Source organism: Paraburkholderia sp. SEWSISQ10-3 4, assembly GCF_030464785.1.
Classification (GTDB): Bacteria; Pseudomonadota; Gammaproteobacteria; order Burkholderiales; family Burkholderiaceae; genus Paraburkholderia; species Paraburkholderia aspalathi.
In genome coordinates this window covers 165,951-181,011 of the sequence record NZ_JALPRI010000012.1, presented here as the reverse complement: position 1 = coordinate 181,011, position 15,061 = coordinate 165,951, and the positions used below count along the sequence as shown (strand labels likewise).

Below are 15,061 nucleotides of genomic sequence, written 5' to 3'. Positions count from 1 at the left end.
TTCAGGAGCGAATCAGGGTTGAGCGAGCGCGGTGAAGCGCTCGAAATAGTCAGGGAACGTCTTGCCGACGCACTTCGGGTCGTTGATCCGGACCGGCACGCCGCCCAGGCTCACGAGCGAGAAGCACATCGCCATGCGGTGATCGTCGTAGGTGTCGATCGAAGCGTTCGGAATCAGCTTTTCCGGCGGCGTGACGACGAGGAAATCCTCGCCCTCCTGCACCTTCGCGCCGACCTTGCGCAGCTCGGTGGCCATCGCGGCGATCCGGTCGGTTTCCTTCACGCGCCAGCTCGCGATGTTGCGCAGCGTGGTCGTGCCGTCCGCGAACAGCGCGGCGACGGCGATCGTCATCGCGGCGTCCGGAATCAGGTTGAAGTCCATGTCGATCGGATCGAGCTTGCCGTTGTCGTTGCCGACACCGCGCACTTCGATCCAGTCGTCGCCCATCTGCAAGTTCGCGCCCATCTTGATGAGCGCATCGGCGAAACCGACGTCGCCCTGGATGCTGGAACGGCCCACGCCTTCCACCCGCAGCGGGCCGCCACCAAGCGCGCCGGCCGCGAGGAAATATGACGCCGACGACGCGTCGCCTTCCACCATGATCGTGCCCGGCGACTGATAGCGCTGCCCCGCCGGCACGATGAACCGGTGCCATTCATGGCGCTCGACCTTGATGCCGAAGCGCTCCATCAGCTTGATCGTGATCTCGATATACGGCTTCGAGATCAGCTCACCGTCCACCTGCACGGTCGTCACGCCGCTTTCCGTGCGCAACAGCGGCAACGTCATCAAGAGCGACGTCAGGAACTGGCTCGACACGTCGCCGCGCACGCGGATCGGTGCGTCAGCCGTGATTTGCGCCGGACGGATCCGCAGCGGCGGATAGCCTTCGTTCTCTTCGTAGTCGATCTTCGCGCCGATCTGCCGCAAACCGTCGACCAGGTCGCCGATCGGCCGCTCGTGCATACGCGGCACGCCGTGGATACGATAGTCGCCGCCATTCACGGCGAGCGCTGCAGTCAGCGGGCGCACCGCCGTGCCGGCATTGCCGAGGAACAGATCAGCCGTGCGCGCCGTGAACGCGCCGCGCGTGCCGGTCACGACGCAGGTGTCGCCTTCGCGCTTCAGACGCACGCCGAGCTTTTCGAGCGCATCGAGCATCACGCGGGTGTCGTCGGAGTCGAGCAAGTTCGTGATCGTCGTTTCGCCTTCGGCGAGCGCCGCAAGCAGCAGCACGCGATTCGAAATGCTTTTCGAGCCGGGCAAACGAACCGTGCCGGACGCACGAGAAAATGGTCCGAGATCGAGGAATTCCATGATTGAGTCCAGTTCCGGTTATTTCGAGGCGTCGCCGAGGGCGGCCCCTGCGCTGCGCTGTTCCTGCCATTCGCTGCGCGCGACGCGCGAGCGCGCGAACACCGCTTCGAGCGCTGCGCCGTCGCCGGATTCGATCGCCGCGCGCAAGCGCGCGAGCACCGCCGTATAGGCATCGAGTTCGTCGAGCAGCGCGGCGCGATTCGCCACGCACACATCGCGCCACATTTCCGGGCTCGACGCGGCGATACGCGTGAAGTCACGGAAGCCGCCGGCAGCGAATGAAAATTTCAGCGCGGCGTCGGGCGAATTGAGAATCTGCTCGACCAGCGCGAACGACAAAACGTGCGGCAAATGGCTCACCGATGCGAGCACGCGATCGTGCTGCTCGGGCGTCATCTCCCGCACACAGGCGCCGGTTGCACGCCACATCGCGGCAACGCGCTCGACCGCTTCCGGCGTGTTCTCCGGCAGCGGACACAACACGACATTGCGATTCACGTACAGATCGGGCAACGCCGCATCCGGGCCGCTCGCCTCGCGGCCGGCAATCGGATGCCCCGGCACGAACTGGCCGATGCGTGCACCGAGCGCCGCGCGCGCGGAAGCCACCACGTCCGACTTGGTGCTGCCGGCATCGGTGACGATCGTGCCTGCGTCGAGAAACGGCGCAATACGTTCGAGCAGAGGCTGTGTCTGCGCGACAGGTGCCGCAAGCAGCACGAAATCGGCGCCGGACAACGCCGCACGCAACGCCGCGCCGTCACCCAACGCCGCGGTTTCATCGACCACACCCAACTCGAGCGCGCGTGCCGTCGACGCGGACGAACGCCCGACACCCACCACGGTTCGCGCGCCTGCCGCCTCACCCCGCTCACGCAGCGCGCGCGCGAGCGATCCGCCGATCAGGCCGACACCGAAAATCACCAGCTTATTAAAAGAAAACGCGGCCACGTCGGTCACTGAAAAAGCGCGCCTTCATAAAGTGAGGCGCGCGGGTCAAGGTCAATCGCTTACGCGGTGGCGAGGGTCTTTTCGAGCGCCGCGAGGAACGCTTCGTTTTCTTCCGGCAGGCCGATCGTGATGCGCAGCCACTGCGGCAAACCGTAGTTGCCGACCGGACGAACGATCACGCCCTGCTTGAGCAACGCGAGGTTGACGCGGTTGCCCGCTGCGTCGTCATTGCCGACGCGCACCAGCACGAAGTTGCCGTCCGACGGCACATACTCGAGGCCGAGTTTGTCGAACGCTTCGGTCAAAAGACGATAGCCTTGCGCATTCAGGGCCGCGCTCTTTTCCAGAAACGCTTTGTCGTTCAGCGCCGCGATCGCTGCAGCTTGTGCCAGCGTGTTCACGTTGAACGGCTGACGCAGACGGTTCAGCAGATCGGTCAATTCAGGCTGCGCGATGGCGAAGCCGACACGCAGGCCGGCCAGGCCAAACGCCTTCGAGAACGTGCGCGAGACCAGCAGATTCGGATAACGGCGCACCCACGCGATCGAGTCGTAGCGCTTTTCTTCCGGCAGATATTCCGTGTACGCCTCGTCGAGCACGACGACCACGTTGCGCGGCACCTTGTTGAGAAACGCTTCGAGCTTCGCGCCTTCGATGAACGTGCCGGTCGGGTTGTTCGGATTCGCGACGAAGATCAGGCGGGTGTCGTCGGTAATCGCGGCGAGCATCGCGTCGAGGTCGTGGCCATACTTGACGGCTGGTACGACGATCGCATTTGCGCCCACGCCTTGCGTGGCGAGCGCGTAGACCGCGAACGAGTACTGCGCGTAGACGATCGACTGACCCTTCTCGACGAACGCATGCGCGGCAATTTCGAGAATGTCGTTGCTGCCGTTGCCGAGCGTGACCCACTCGGCCGGCACCCCGTAGCGCTCGCTCAGCGCGGCCTTCAGTTCGAACGCATTCGCGTCCGGATAGCGGCCGAGTTCGCTGGCCGCTTGGGCCATGGCGCGTTGCGCCGACTCCGGCATGCCGAGCGGATTTTCGTTCGACGCGAGCTTCACGATGGTCGCTTCGTCGAGGCCAAACTCGCGGGCCACTTCCGAAATCGGCTTGCCGGCGATGTAAGGCGCGATCGCGCGCACATAGGAAGGACCGAAGGACGTTGTCATGAAAATCTCCGAACGACTAATTAGTAGTAAGTGGACCTGCGACAGGCGCGCCCAGACCGCGTGCGCGCGCCTGGGCCGACATCAACGGGCGCGCGGATACGAGCCGAGTATCTTCAGGAACGCGGCCTTCTGACCGAGTTCGGTGAGTGCGGCGGCAACCGCCGGCTCGTCGCGATGGCCTTCGACGTCGATGTAGAAGTAGTACTCCCACGTGCCGACGCGCGCCGGACGCGACTCGAAACGGGTCATGGACACGCTGTGGCGCGCCAAGGGCTCCAGCAACTTGAACACGGCGCCCGGCTCGTTCGCCACGGAGACGATCAACGACGTCTGATCGTGCCCGCTGACGCCGGTGCGCTCCTTGCCGATCATCACGAAACGCGTGCGGTTGTGCGGATCGTCCTGGATCAGGGCGTACGCGACTTGCAGACCGTAATGAGTCGCCGCGCGGTCGCCTGCGATGGCCGCAACCGTCGGATCTTCCGCCGCCATGCGCGCGGCTTCGGCATTGCTCGACACCGCCTGACGCTCGAGATGCGGCGCGTTGGTCGCAAGCCAGCGCTGGCACTGGGCAAGCGCCTGCGCGTGCGCGCACACTCGCGTCACGCCAGTGAGGCCGCCGTTCAGCGTCAGGAGATTGTGGTGAATCGGCAAGGCAAGTTCGCCGCCGATCGTGAGCTGGGTTTGCAACAGCAGATCCAGCGTGCGCGACACCGCGCCTTCGGTCGAATTCTCGACCGGCACGACGCCGAATTCGGCGGCGCCTGCTTCGACCGAGCGAAATACTTCGTCGATCGACGGGCACGGCAGACCTTCGATCGACTGACCGAAGTACTCGTGCATCGCCTGTTCGCTGTACGTGCCAACCGGGCCAAGATACGCGGCCTTGATACTCTTTTCGAGCGCGCGGCTCGCGGCCATGATTTCGCGCCAGATCGCGCTGATATGCTCGCCGGCCAGCGGGCCCGCGCTCATATCCTGCAAGCGCGCGATCACCTGCTGCTCGCGCTCGGGGCGGAACACCGGTGCGTTGAAATGCTTCTTCACCTCGCCCACTTCGAGCGCCACCGCGGCACGCTGATTGAGAAGCGCGATCAACTGCGCGTCGAGCGCGTCGATGCGTTCGCGAAGGGGTTTGAGTCGGGTATTGAGTTCGTCGTCCATGCGTGAAAACGGCCCTGCCGGTAGCTGCTGCACAAATGCGTGCTGGAAAGGATGCGCGTGCCTGAATATCGAAGACGATCAGGCGCTGCGCTGTTCGAATTCCTTCATGTATTCGACAAGCGCTTTGACGCCTTCGAGCGGGACGGCGTTATAAATCGACGCCCGCATGCCGCCGACGGACTTGTGGCCCTTTAGCTGCACCATTCCCCGCGCTTTCGCGCCGGCCAGGAAATCTTCGTTGCGCGACTCGTCGGCGAGGAAAAACGGTACGTTCATCCGCGAGCGCGAGCCACGCTCGACCTTGTTCAGATAGAAGCTGCTCGAATCGATCGTGTCGTACAACAGCTTCGATTTCTCGAGGTTACGCGCTTCCATCGCGGTAAGGCCGCCCTGCTTCTTCAACCACTTGAACACCAGCCCCGCGATGTAGATCGCATACGTGGGCGGCGTGTTGTACATCGAGTTGTTCTCGGCGACGGTTTTCCATTCGAACGCCGACGGGCAGATCGCCTGCGCGCGGTCTAGCATATCTTCGCGGACGATCACGACGGTCACACCCGCCATGCCGATGTTCTTCTGCGCACCGCCAAACAGCACGCCATATTTGGCGATGTCCATCGGGCGCGACAGGATGTGCGACGAGGCGTCCGCCACCAGCGGAATATCGCCGAGGTCGGGAATCTCGAACGTCTCGACGCCGTGAATCGTTTCGTTGGTGCACAGATGTACGTATGCCGGATCGTCCGACAACTGCCATTCCGAGCGCGCCGGTGCGCGCGTGAAGCCCTCGGCCGTTTGACCGCTCGCCGCCAGATGCACGGTGCCGTACTTTTGTGCTTCTTTCAGCGACTTTTGCGACCAGGAACCCGTCACGACGAAATCCGCGCGCGGTTTCGCGCCCATCAGATTCATCGGCACGATTGCGTTTTCGCCCAGACCGCCGCCTTGCAGGAACAGGATGCGGTGGCTGGCTGGCACCGCGAGCAAGTCGCGCAGATCGACGAGCGCCTCCTCGTGGATCGACATGAATTCTTTGCCGCGATGGCTCATTTCCATCACGCTCATGCCACTGCCGTGCCAATCGAGCATCTCGTCGGCTGCCTGACGCAGCACTTCTTCGGGCATGGCCGCGGGGCCGGCGGAGAAATTAAAGACGCGCATCGTGAGATCCTGGAAGCTGGCGCGAAAAACGAACAGATCGCGCAAAAATCGGCGAAGTTGGCAGCCGCGAAGGCAGCCATTGCAAAGCTTGCAACGCGAACTCGACAACGCGAGTTTGACGACGCGCGTTTGGCAATATTTCCGCACCCAAAAAGAAAATGGCCGTCTGCGCGTGTGCGCAAACGGCCATTATCGCATTGTCACCGCCAACCCGCCAAACCCGACACGCCATATGGCTTGCGGAGCGGCGGCTAGCGCGATGTCAGCGCAGCCTTTCGACCCTTTGGTTCAACTCGCCGGCTTTTTTAGCCAACTCATTTAACCAACTTACTTAGCCGGCTTGACCGAAGCGACTTCCTTGTCAGCCTGGTCGCGCGTTGCCTTGATCGATTGCGGCATGTACTTTTGCATCAAGCCATTCACGACGTCGCGGCCAACCTGGTCTTGCACCTGGATGAACTTACGGCCAGTCGGGCTCTTGTAGAACGCGGTCAGATCCTTGATTTCCGACGTGCTGTAGTACTTCGCGTAAGCGTCGTACTGAGCTTGCATGGCGTCCTGGCGGAAGCTGTCCGTTGCGAACACTTGACCTGCGCCGTCAACCAGCTTCGGCACTGCGTTCTTTTGCAGCGTCGGGACGGAAGCCTGCTTCTGCTTGTCCGTCATCGTCTTGTTTTCGCTCAGGGCGTCCGACAGGATAGCCGGAACCAGCTGCTTGGCTTGCATCTGGGCGCTGTTGCCGATCGCGCCGACGAGCTTCTGTGCGTCGATTGCGTCCAGCAAGTCCTTGATTGCAGCCTGCTTGGCCGGATCAACCGGTGCAGCGGCAGCAGCCGGAGCCGCCGGGGCCGGGCTCTGAAGCGCTTGAGCCATAGCGAAGGTCGGCACGAGAGCAGCCAGCAACATCAGTTGTTTGAATCGTTTTTGCATCATTACTCCCTAAGAGAAATTAACTTGAACTGCAAGCTGCGCGGGATGCGTATCGGCCCGACACGCCATTGTTCCCTGCGCAGCTTTCAACCAATAACTGAGACTGAAAGCTGCCGACGCGAATCAGGCCGCACCACCGTCTTCACCGCCGTTGTCGCCTTCGGCAGGACCTTCGGTGTCGCCTTCCACATCGATATCTGCTTCCGCCTCAGCAACCTGTTGCAGACCTGAAAGCTTGGTCCCTTCGTCAAGGCTGATGAGTGTAACACCTTGGGTTGCGCGCCCCATTTCGCGGATTTCCGATACGCGCGTACGAATCAGCACGCCCGTATTGGTGATCAGCATGATCTGCGCTTCCTGATCCACCAGCGTCGCGGCGACGACCTTGCCGTTACGCTCCGACGTCTGGATCGCGATCATTCCCTTCGTGCCGCGCCCGTGACGCGTGTACTCGATGATCGGCGTGCGCTTGCCGTAGCCGTTTTCGGTTGCGGTCAACACCGACTGCTGCTCGTCGCCGGCCACCAGCAACGCAATCACGCTCTGGCCGTCTTCGAGTTGCATGCCGCGTACGCCACGCGCCTCGCGGCCCATCGGGCGCACGTCGTTCTCGTCGAAGCGAACTGCCTTGCCGGAATCCGAGAACAACATCACGTCATGCTGACCGTCTGTGATCGCGGCGCCGATCAGGTAGTCGCCGTCATCCAGACCGACCGCAATAATACCCTTGCGCAGCACGCGGCCAAAGGCTTCTAACGGCGTCTTTTTTACGGTTCCTAACGCGGTGCCCATAAAGACGAATTTGTCAGCCGAAAATTCCTTGACCGGCAAGACAACCGTAATCTTCTCGCCGTCCTGCAGCGGGAAGATATTGACGATCGGACGGCCGCGCGAGTTCCGCGAACCTTGCGGCACTTCGTAGACCTTCACACTGTAGACGCGACCACGATTCGAGAAGCACAGAATGTGATCGTGCGTGTTCGCGATGAACAGCGTGTCGATCCAGTCGTCTTCCTTCATCGCCGTGGCCTGTTTGCCGCGGCCGCCCCGCTTCTGCGCACTGTATTCGGACAGCGGCTGCGATTTCACATAGCCCGCGTGCGACATGGTCACGACCATCTCTTGCGGCGTGATCAGGTCTTCGGTGTTCAGTTCGGTTGCGTTCAGCTCGATCTTCGAGCGGCGCGCGTCGCCGAATTCGGCTTTGATCGACGTCAGTTCCTCGACGATGATTGCCGTAATGCGTTCCGGGCGAGCCAGAATGTCCAGCAGGTCGGCGATTTGCGCCATCACTTCGCGGTACTCGCCGATGATCTTGTCCTGCTCCAGACCCGTCAGGCGTTGCAGACGCATCTGCAAGATTTCCTGAGCCTGGGTGTCGGACAAGCGGTAGAGGCCGTCGGACTGCATACCGAACGACGGATTCAAACCGTCAGGGCGATAAGCCTCGCGACCACCGGCCGACGCGTTTTCCGTCTCGGCGCGCGACAACATTTCGCGCACCAGCGACGAATCCCACGGACGCGCCATCAATTCCTGCTTGGCGATCGGCGGTGTCGGCGCGGCCTTGATGATCGCGATGAATTCGTCGATGTTGGCGAGCGCGACTGCCAGACCTTCGAGCACGTGACCGCGTTCGCGGGCCTTGCGCAGTTCGTATACAGTGCGCCGCGTCAGCACTTCCCGGCGATGCGACAGGAAGCACGCCAGCATTTCCTTCAGGTTCAGCAGCTTCGGCTGGCCGTCGACCAGCGCGACCATGTTCATGCCGAAGGTGTCCTGAAGCTGGGTCGCCTTGTACAGATTGTTGAGAACCACTTCCGGCACTTCGCCGCGCTTCAGTTCGATCACGACGCGCATGCCGCTCTTGTCGGATTCGTCGCGGATGTCGGAGATGCCTTCGAGCTTCTTCTCGTTGACCAGTTCGGCGATGCGCTCCAGAAGTGAGCGCTTGTTCACCTGGTACGGCAACTCGTCGACGATGATCGACATGCGTTGACCGCGGTCGATTTCCTCGAAGTGAGTGAGCGCGCGCATGACCACACGGCCGCGGCCGGTGCGGTAACCATCGCGCACGCCGGCCACGCCGTAGATGATGCCGGCGGTCGGGAAGTCAGGCGCCGGAATGATCTCGATCAGTTCGTCGATCGTGGCTTCCGGGTTTTTCAGCAGATGCTGACATGCGTCGACAACCTCGTTGAGGTTGTGCGGCGGGATGTTGGTCGCCATGCCGACCGCAATACCGGACGAGCCATTGATCAGCAGATTGGGAATACGCGCCGGCAGGATGGCCGGTTCGTTTTCGCTGCCGTCGTAGTTCGGCGTGAAGTCGACGGTTTCCTTGTCGATATCGGCCAGCAGCTCGTGGCCGATCTTTGCCATGCGGATTTCGGTGTACCGCATTGCCGCGGCGTTGTCGCCGTCGACCGAACCGAAGTTGCCCTGACCGTCCACCAGCATGTAGCGCAGCGAGAAGTTCTGCGCCATCCGGACGATGGTGTCGTAAACAGCCGTGTCGCCGTGCGGGTGATATTTACCGATGACGTCGCCGACGATACGCGCCGACTTCTTGTACGCCCGGTTCCAGTCGTTGTTCAGTTCGTGCATCGCGTACAGCACGCGCCGGTGCACCGGCTTCAGGCCATCGCGAACATCGGGAAGCGCACGCCCCACGATCACGCTCATCGCGTAATCGAGATACGAACGGCGCATTTCCTCCTCTAGGGAGATTGGCAGAGTCTCTTTGGCGAATTGATCCATTATCCGTATCTTTTACGTGCCAAGGCGACGGCGTGAAGCTGACCTCACCTCGCCGCGCCTTCGCGTAAGCATTGCAGGCGCAACGCATCACGCGATTCTAACATGCCGCGCATCCGCCCCCGGCTGGGGTACGTATACCTATTAGCAGACGAGCGGGAACGGCGCCTGAACGCCCCAAGATGAAGTCGGGGCAGGCTCGATTTGTGCGTGGGGCAATTCGCCGCTCAGCCATGACTGGCGGTGCCTACAGCGGATTGCTTCTGTTGCGCATGCACCACAATTGGAGGGTGATTTGATCGGGGGCAGATTTTTTTATCGTTGGAAGGGAACGATATGGCAAAATGCCAACGCACAAAGAGTTAGACACTGCTCGAAGTCTACACAGCACGTTTTTTGTTCTACACCGATGTTATACTTCGAGCAATGTATGACTTGTCTTCGTCAACAGGCTCGCAGTAAACCTGCGGTAATCTCAATTTCGAGAGGAGAAATATGAATAAACTTTCAAAGCTCGCGTTCATTGCAGCTACCGCAGTTATGGCTGCATCCGCCATGGCGCAATCGGTGCCGGCGTCGCGACAAGCTACGAACGACAACTGGGTGAATGGTACCGGCGAATACGTGTGGATGAACGGCACGAACGAGCTTTGCTGGCGCGATGCATTCTGGACGCCGGCAACGGCCAACGCTAAGTGCGATGGCGCCCTGGTTGCCCAGGCTCCGACCCCGCCGGCTCCGGTCGCACCTGCACCGGCTATTACGAGCCAAAAGATTACGTATCAAGCTGACGCTCTGTTCGACTTCGACAAGGCCATCCTGAAGCCGGCTGGCAAGGAAAAGCTGGACGATCTGGCATCGAAGGTCGGCTCGCTGAACCTGGAAGTCATCGTTGCAACGGGTTACACGGACCGTATCGGTTCGGACAAGTACAACGACCGCCTGTCGCTGCGCCGTGCTCAAGCTGTGAAGTCGTACCTCGTGAGCAAGGGCATCGAATCCAACCGTATCTATACGGAAGGCAAGGGCAAGCGCAACCCGGTCACGACCGGTTGCAACCAGAAGAACCACAAGCAACTCGTCGCTTGCCTCGCACCGGATCGTCGCGTGGAAGTCGAAGTTGTCGGTACTTCGAAGCAGTAAGCTACAAATTACCGCAGTATCAAAGCCCCGCTTCGGCGGGGCTTTTTTTATGCCGCAGCTGCGGGCGCTACTCGCCTTCTCCTCCGAGTACGCGCCCGATCTGCCGGAACAGGACGCGCCAGCCACCGCGCGGCATTTTGCCGCCCCGTCGCCCGGCCTATATACTCAGGGTTTATCCTCGAGCGCCCGCTCAACGCTCTCATCGAGGCAGCTTCCGCTATGACCAACGCCGATCCCCACGAACTGCAGAAATTTAGCGACCTCGCGCATCGTTGGTGGGACCCGAATGCCGAATTCAAACCGCTGCATGAACTCAACCCGATTCGTCTAAGCTGGATCGACGCGCACGCACATCTCGCCGGCAAAACCGTGTTGGATATCGGCTGCGGCGGCGGCATTCTGTCGGAGTCGATGGCGGGATTGGGGGCGCATGTGAAGGGAATCGATCTGTCGACCCAAGCGCTCGGCGTGGCGGATCTTCACAGCCTTGAAAGTGGTGTAACCGTCAGTTACGAAGAAATCGCCGCCGAAGCACTCGCCGCCCGCGAACCGGGCACTTACGACGTCGTCACCTGCATGGAAATGCTCGAACACGTGCCCCAACCGGCCGCCATTGTCGAAGCATGCAAAACGCTCGTGAAACCCGGCGGCTGGGTGTTTTTCTCCACGCTGAACCGCAATGTGAAGTCGTATCTGTTTGCGGTGATCGGCGCCGAATATATCGCGCGGATGCTGCCCAAGGGTACGCACGACTACGCGCGCTTCATCCGCCCCTCGGAATTGGCCGGCTTTGTGCGCGCTGCCGACCTGCGTACAGTCGACATCAAAGGTATCGTTTATAACCCGCTCAGCAAGCACTTCACGCTGTCCGCCGACACGAGCGTGAACTACATGCTCGCCTGCCGCCGCGACGTCTGATCCGCCTCGACCTGCCCGGACTCAATCCAATCAATGAGCGATCCCACGCCCCTGCCCCAACGCGAAGACAACGACAACGCGCTCGGTCTTTGCCAGGCTGTCCTGTTCGACCTCGACGGCACGCTGGCCGACACCGCGCCCGATCTCGCGGCCGCAGTCAACAAGATGCGCCACGATCGCAGCCTCGAGATGGTGCCGCTCGAAGACCTGCGGCCGCTCGCGTCGGCGGGCGCGCGCGGTCTGATCGGGGGGGCGTTCGGCATCGGCCCTGACGATCACGAGTTCGCGTCGATGCGTGAGGAGTTTCTCGCCAACTATGAAGCGGACTTATGCATCGAGACCACGCTGTTTCCCGGCATTCCCGAATTGCTCGACGATCTCGATGCGCGGGGCGTGCGCTGGGGCATCGTGACGAACAAGGTGGCAAGGCTCACTGAGCCGCTGATCGCGCAACTCGGCCTCGAAGAGCGCGCCGGCTGCGTGGTGAGCGGCGACACGACCCCGCATTCGAAGCCGCACCCCGCGCCGCTGTTGCACGCCGCGCGTGAGCTGGATGTCGTGCCCGAGCGCATCGTCTACGTCGGCGACGACCTGCGCGACGTGCAGGCGGGTTTCGCGGCCGGCATGAAGACCATCGCGGCCGCCTATGGTTACTGCGGCAACGACATTCCGCCGACGCAATGGCACGCGCAGCATGTCGTGCACTCGCCCGCGGAGTTGCAGAAGCTGTTGCGCGACATCGGCTGAACCGCTGAACGCAAATAGCGAACACCACAGGCACGCCACACGCAATGCATGGCAGCGGCTTGCGGCTTCGCATTGACAGCGCACCAGCACACGGCCAGCCATCAAGCCAATCACCCAGGACGTGGCCGTCAAACTATTGTAAAATCTCCGTCTGGCCCAGATGTTTTGGGCAACGAACCGCGGGGGCGACCTGGTTTCGACAGGGGTTGCGAAGCGGCTAGGGCATACCGAGGACCCGTCACCTCGTTAATCAATGGGAAAAACGTAACTGCAAACGACGAAACGTTCGCACTGGCAGCCTAAGGGCCGCCGTCCTCTGCCTAGTTCACTGACGGGCTAGAGTCGCAAGACCGGTAGCAATACCGACAGAGGTCATATACGTCAGTTAAGTCTTGGTGGCGTCACGACGCCAAGGTCGAAAATCTAGTGAATCGCCGTCACGCAGCGTGTTCGTCCGCGTCGTGGTGGTTAAATCAAATGACAGAACTAAGTATGTAGAACTAGTCGTAGAGTGCTTCTGGACGCGGGTTCGATTCCCGCCGCCTCCACCAGAACATTGTTTCAAGCTACACCATCAAGACTCAAAACCCGTAAGCGGCCTGCTGCTTGCGGGTTTTTTGTTGCCTATACATAAAACAGAAGGCCCGCTCATCGAGCATCGAGCGGGCCTTTTTGCTGGCAGGTATCAAAGAAATCGGCGTGAGGCCAAGGGAATAAACGCATTCGTCCAATCGTTTATTCCGCACGCACGACCGCACACTGCGTTCCGCGCGAGACCAACATCAAAACCAGGAGCCGACATCATGCGCAAGACTCTCTTATGCCTCACCACGCTGACTCTCCTCGCACTGCAACAGACTGCTTTTGCCGAGGCCCCGAAGATCGTCGACGGCCGCTTCGTCACCGCGGACGGCATGACGCTCTATACCTTCGACAAAGACACCAAGCCCGGCATGAGCGCCTGCACCGGCGGCTGCATGACTAACTGGCCGGCGGCCATGGCGAGCACGTCGGACAAGCCCTCAGGCGACTGGACCGTGATTCCTTCGGCCGACGGCAAACAGCAATGGGCTTATAAAGGCCATCCGCTGTATCGCTACGCGGCCGACAAGCAAGCGGGCGACATGAAGGGAGACGGCTTCAAGGACATGTGGCACACGGCGAAGCCATAACCGACAGCCGCTGAACGATGGGCCAGAACCGAGAGACCTTATAAAAAAACTTAAACGAAAAACGCCGGCTGCAAGCCGGCGTCTCGAACGAATACAAAACGGAACATGAAAGCGCTGATTCGCTTATTCGTCTTTAGGACACTGCAAATTACACCCGTTCGGATCGCCATTGTCGCCGCGCTTGCGCATGGCTGATTTTTTGTTGGACTGGTATTTGTCCGAGGGCGTGGACGCCGCAAACGGCATCTGCGGATGCTCGGCAAGACGGAACTGATCTTGCAGGATACCGCCCGGCACACCCGGCGAATTCTGTGCGAAAGCAACCGAAGCGGTGGCGAGAAGCACCCCGGCCGTCGCTGCCGCAGCACATGCGTGAAGAAGAACTTTCATATCGGTTCAGCGCGCCACGGCGCGCGGTTAAGGCGTAAGCGGAAGGGTAGAGATTATCCCAAACAAACGCCCTTCGCAGCGGCGACGGCACCAATTTGTTTACAGTCGCTTACGCCGCACCAGGGCCTAGCCCCGCATCGAGATCGAGCAGCTTGCCGCAGTCGCGTGGATCGTAACCTTCGAGCTGTTCAACGCTATGCCGAAATGCCGCGCCGCGCAGCAAGTTGATCACCGTTGCGAGCGGCGCGCGCTCCAGCCGGGCGCGGTCGCAGGCGAAGTAATAGTCTTCGTCGACGATCGGAATGAAGTCGAGCCCGAAGTGATGCGCCGCCGGCTCGACGCCGAAACCCACATCCGCCATGCCGCTTGCCACGAACGCCGCGATCGCCGAGTGCGTGAGTTCCGCCGATGCATAGCCGTTGACCCGATCCGGATCGACTCCGACTTTTCGTAGCGCGAGATCGAGCAGCATGCGCGTGCCGGAACCAGGCTGACGATTGACGAAGCGAATGTCGTCGCGCGCGAGATCGCTCAGGCCGCCGATGCCCTTTGGATTCCCCTTGCCGAGAAACAGGCCCTGCTTGCGCTTCGTCAGATGCACAAGCACGTGACGCTGCGGATCGAGCCAACGTCGATAGGTATCCGCGCAGGCCGCGCGAAACTCGCCTAGCGGCAAGTGAAAACCGGCCAGATCACATTCGCCCCGGGCGAGCGCGCTCACCGCGTCCGCGCTGTCGCGGTATTTGATATCGACCGGGAGGTCGTTCGCGACCAATGCCGTCACCAGCGCCGCCACGGCGTAACCGTGCGACGCGTAGATGCGGACGTCGTCGGCGGCCGGCGCGAGCCAGCGGTTCAATTCGCTGGCGACTTCGCTCGCGAGCGCCTGCATGTTGCCGTCGAGCCGCTCGCCGCACAGGCGCTGCGCGCGCAGCACGGCCTGACCGAGTTCGGACAGCACCGAGCCGCGCCCACGCTCCTTCGCGATCAGCGGACCACCCAAACGCTCCTCGATGCTGCGCAACAAACCCCACGCGTGACGGTAGGACAAACCCTTAAGCGTCGCCGCCTGCGCGATGCTGCCAGACTCGTCCACCAGCGCGAGCAACGGCACGACGTCCGACAGGCTTGCCTCACGGCCATCCGGGCCCTTCACAACCAGCTGCGCCTGGCACTCGATCCTGATCATATATGTTCAACTCTTTCCTATTGCATGAGGCGAATCACCCGCCTATTGTT

Annotated in this window: 14 protein-coding genes and 1 other RNA gene; 6 read left to right on the top strand and 9 right to left on the bottom strand. The window is 61.4% G+C overall.

The genetic code is table 11. The features are described from left to right. Positions 1–12 precede the first annotated feature (12 nt). From aroA to serC, 5 genes are all read right to left on the bottom strand, one after another. Positions 13–1,317: a 3-phosphoshikimate 1-carboxyvinyltransferase gene (gene aroA / locus M0D68_RS22340; RefSeq protein ID WP_093639230.1), complete on the bottom strand. Its 1,305-nt coding sequence runs from the start codon at positions 1,315–1,317 to the stop codon at positions 13–15. An 18-nt stretch (positions 1,318–1,335) separates the two neighbouring features. Continuing rightward, a complete protein-coding gene (locus M0D68_RS22335) occupies positions 1,336–2,277 on the bottom strand; it encodes a prephenate dehydrogenase/arogenate dehydrogenase family protein (RefSeq protein WP_200618160.1) in 942 nt (313 codons plus the stop codon). A 50-nt stretch (positions 2,278–2,327) separates the two neighbouring features. Then, positions 2,328–3,440 carry a histidinol-phosphate transaminase gene (hisC, locus tag M0D68_RS22330; protein WP_200618159.1) on the bottom strand — a complete coding sequence of 371 codons (1,113 nt, stop codon included), beginning with the start codon at positions 3,438–3,440 and terminating at the stop codon, positions 2,328–2,330. Positions 3,441–3,521: 81 nt separating this feature from the next. After that, the gene (gene pheA, locus M0D68_RS22325; RefSeq protein ID WP_200618158.1) at positions 3,522–4,604 is read right to left on the bottom strand and encodes a prephenate dehydratase; all 1,083 of its coding nucleotides are present in this window, start codon (positions 4,602–4,604) and stop codon (positions 3,522–3,524) included. Positions 4,605–4,682: 78 nt separating this feature from the next. Further along, positions 4,683–5,765 (bottom strand): 3-phosphoserine/phosphohydroxythreonine transaminase, encoded by a 1,083-nt coding sequence (gene serC, locus M0D68_RS22320; protein ID WP_093639299.1) that lies wholly within the window; start codon positions 5,763–5,765, stop codon positions 4,683–4,685. Between the two features lie 79 nt (positions 5,766–5,844). Between serC and M0D68_RS22315 the strand changes: the two genes are divergently transcribed. Continuing rightward, entirely contained in the window at positions 5,845–6,087 is a 243-nt protein-coding gene (locus M0D68_RS22315; protein ID WP_093639218.1) for a hypothetical protein, read from the top strand. A 5-nt stretch (positions 6,088–6,092) separates the two neighbouring features. On the opposite strand, the gene M0D68_RS22310 is transcribed toward M0D68_RS22315, so the two are convergent. Next, positions 6,093–6,695 carry a DUF2059 domain-containing protein gene (locus tag M0D68_RS22310; protein ID WP_054037403.1) on the bottom strand — a complete coding sequence of 201 codons (603 nt, stop codon included), beginning with the start codon at positions 6,693–6,695 and terminating at the stop codon, positions 6,093–6,095. A 123-nt stretch (positions 6,696–6,818) separates the two neighbouring features. After that, positions 6,819–9,407, bottom strand: coding sequence for a DNA gyrase subunit A (gyrA, locus tag M0D68_RS22305; protein WP_234486501.1), 2,589 nt, complete (start codon positions 9,405–9,407; stop codon positions 6,819–6,821). Positions 9,408–9,947: 540 nt separating this feature from the next. Between gyrA and ompA the strand changes: the two genes are divergently transcribed. From ompA to M0D68_RS22280, 5 genes are all read left to right on the top strand, one after another. Next, a complete protein-coding gene (ompA, locus tag M0D68_RS22300; protein WP_054037229.1) occupies positions 9,948–10,595 on the top strand; it encodes an outer membrane protein OmpA in 648 nt (215 codons plus the stop codon). Positions 10,596–10,814: 219 nt separating this feature from the next. Next, positions 10,815–11,513 carry a bifunctional 2-polyprenyl-6-hydroxyphenol methylase/3-demethylubiquinol 3-O-methyltransferase UbiG gene (ubiG, locus tag M0D68_RS22295; RefSeq protein ID WP_093639212.1) on the top strand — a complete coding sequence of 233 codons (699 nt, stop codon included), beginning with the start codon at positions 10,815–10,817 and terminating at the stop codon, positions 11,511–11,513. A gap of 33 nt (positions 11,514–11,546) precedes the next feature. Continuing rightward, entirely contained in the window at positions 11,547–12,260 is a 714-nt protein-coding gene (locus M0D68_RS22290; protein WP_200618157.1) for an HAD family hydrolase, read from the top strand. Between the two features lie 181 nt (positions 12,261–12,441). After that, positions 12,442–12,811, top strand: a transfer-messenger RNA (tmRNA) gene (gene ssrA, locus M0D68_RS22285). A gap of 252 nt (positions 12,812–13,063) precedes the next feature. Further along, positions 13,064–13,432 (top strand): hypothetical protein, encoded by a 369-nt coding sequence (locus M0D68_RS22280; RefSeq protein ID WP_093639206.1) that lies wholly within the window; start codon positions 13,064–13,066, stop codon positions 13,430–13,432. 123 nt (positions 13,433–13,555) lie between these two features. Here the strand turns inward: M0D68_RS22280 and M0D68_RS22275 are convergent, their stop codons facing one another. After that, positions 13,556–13,822 (bottom strand): hypothetical protein, encoded by a 267-nt coding sequence (locus M0D68_RS22275; protein ID WP_200618156.1) that lies wholly within the window; start codon positions 13,820–13,822, stop codon positions 13,556–13,558. Between the two features lie 109 nt (positions 13,823–13,931). Continuing rightward, positions 13,932–15,011, bottom strand: a complete 1,080-nt coding sequence (locus M0D68_RS22270; protein WP_093639202.1) for a substrate-binding domain-containing protein — start codon at positions 15,009–15,011, stop codon at positions 13,932–13,934. Positions 15,012–15,061 lie beyond the last annotated feature (50 nt).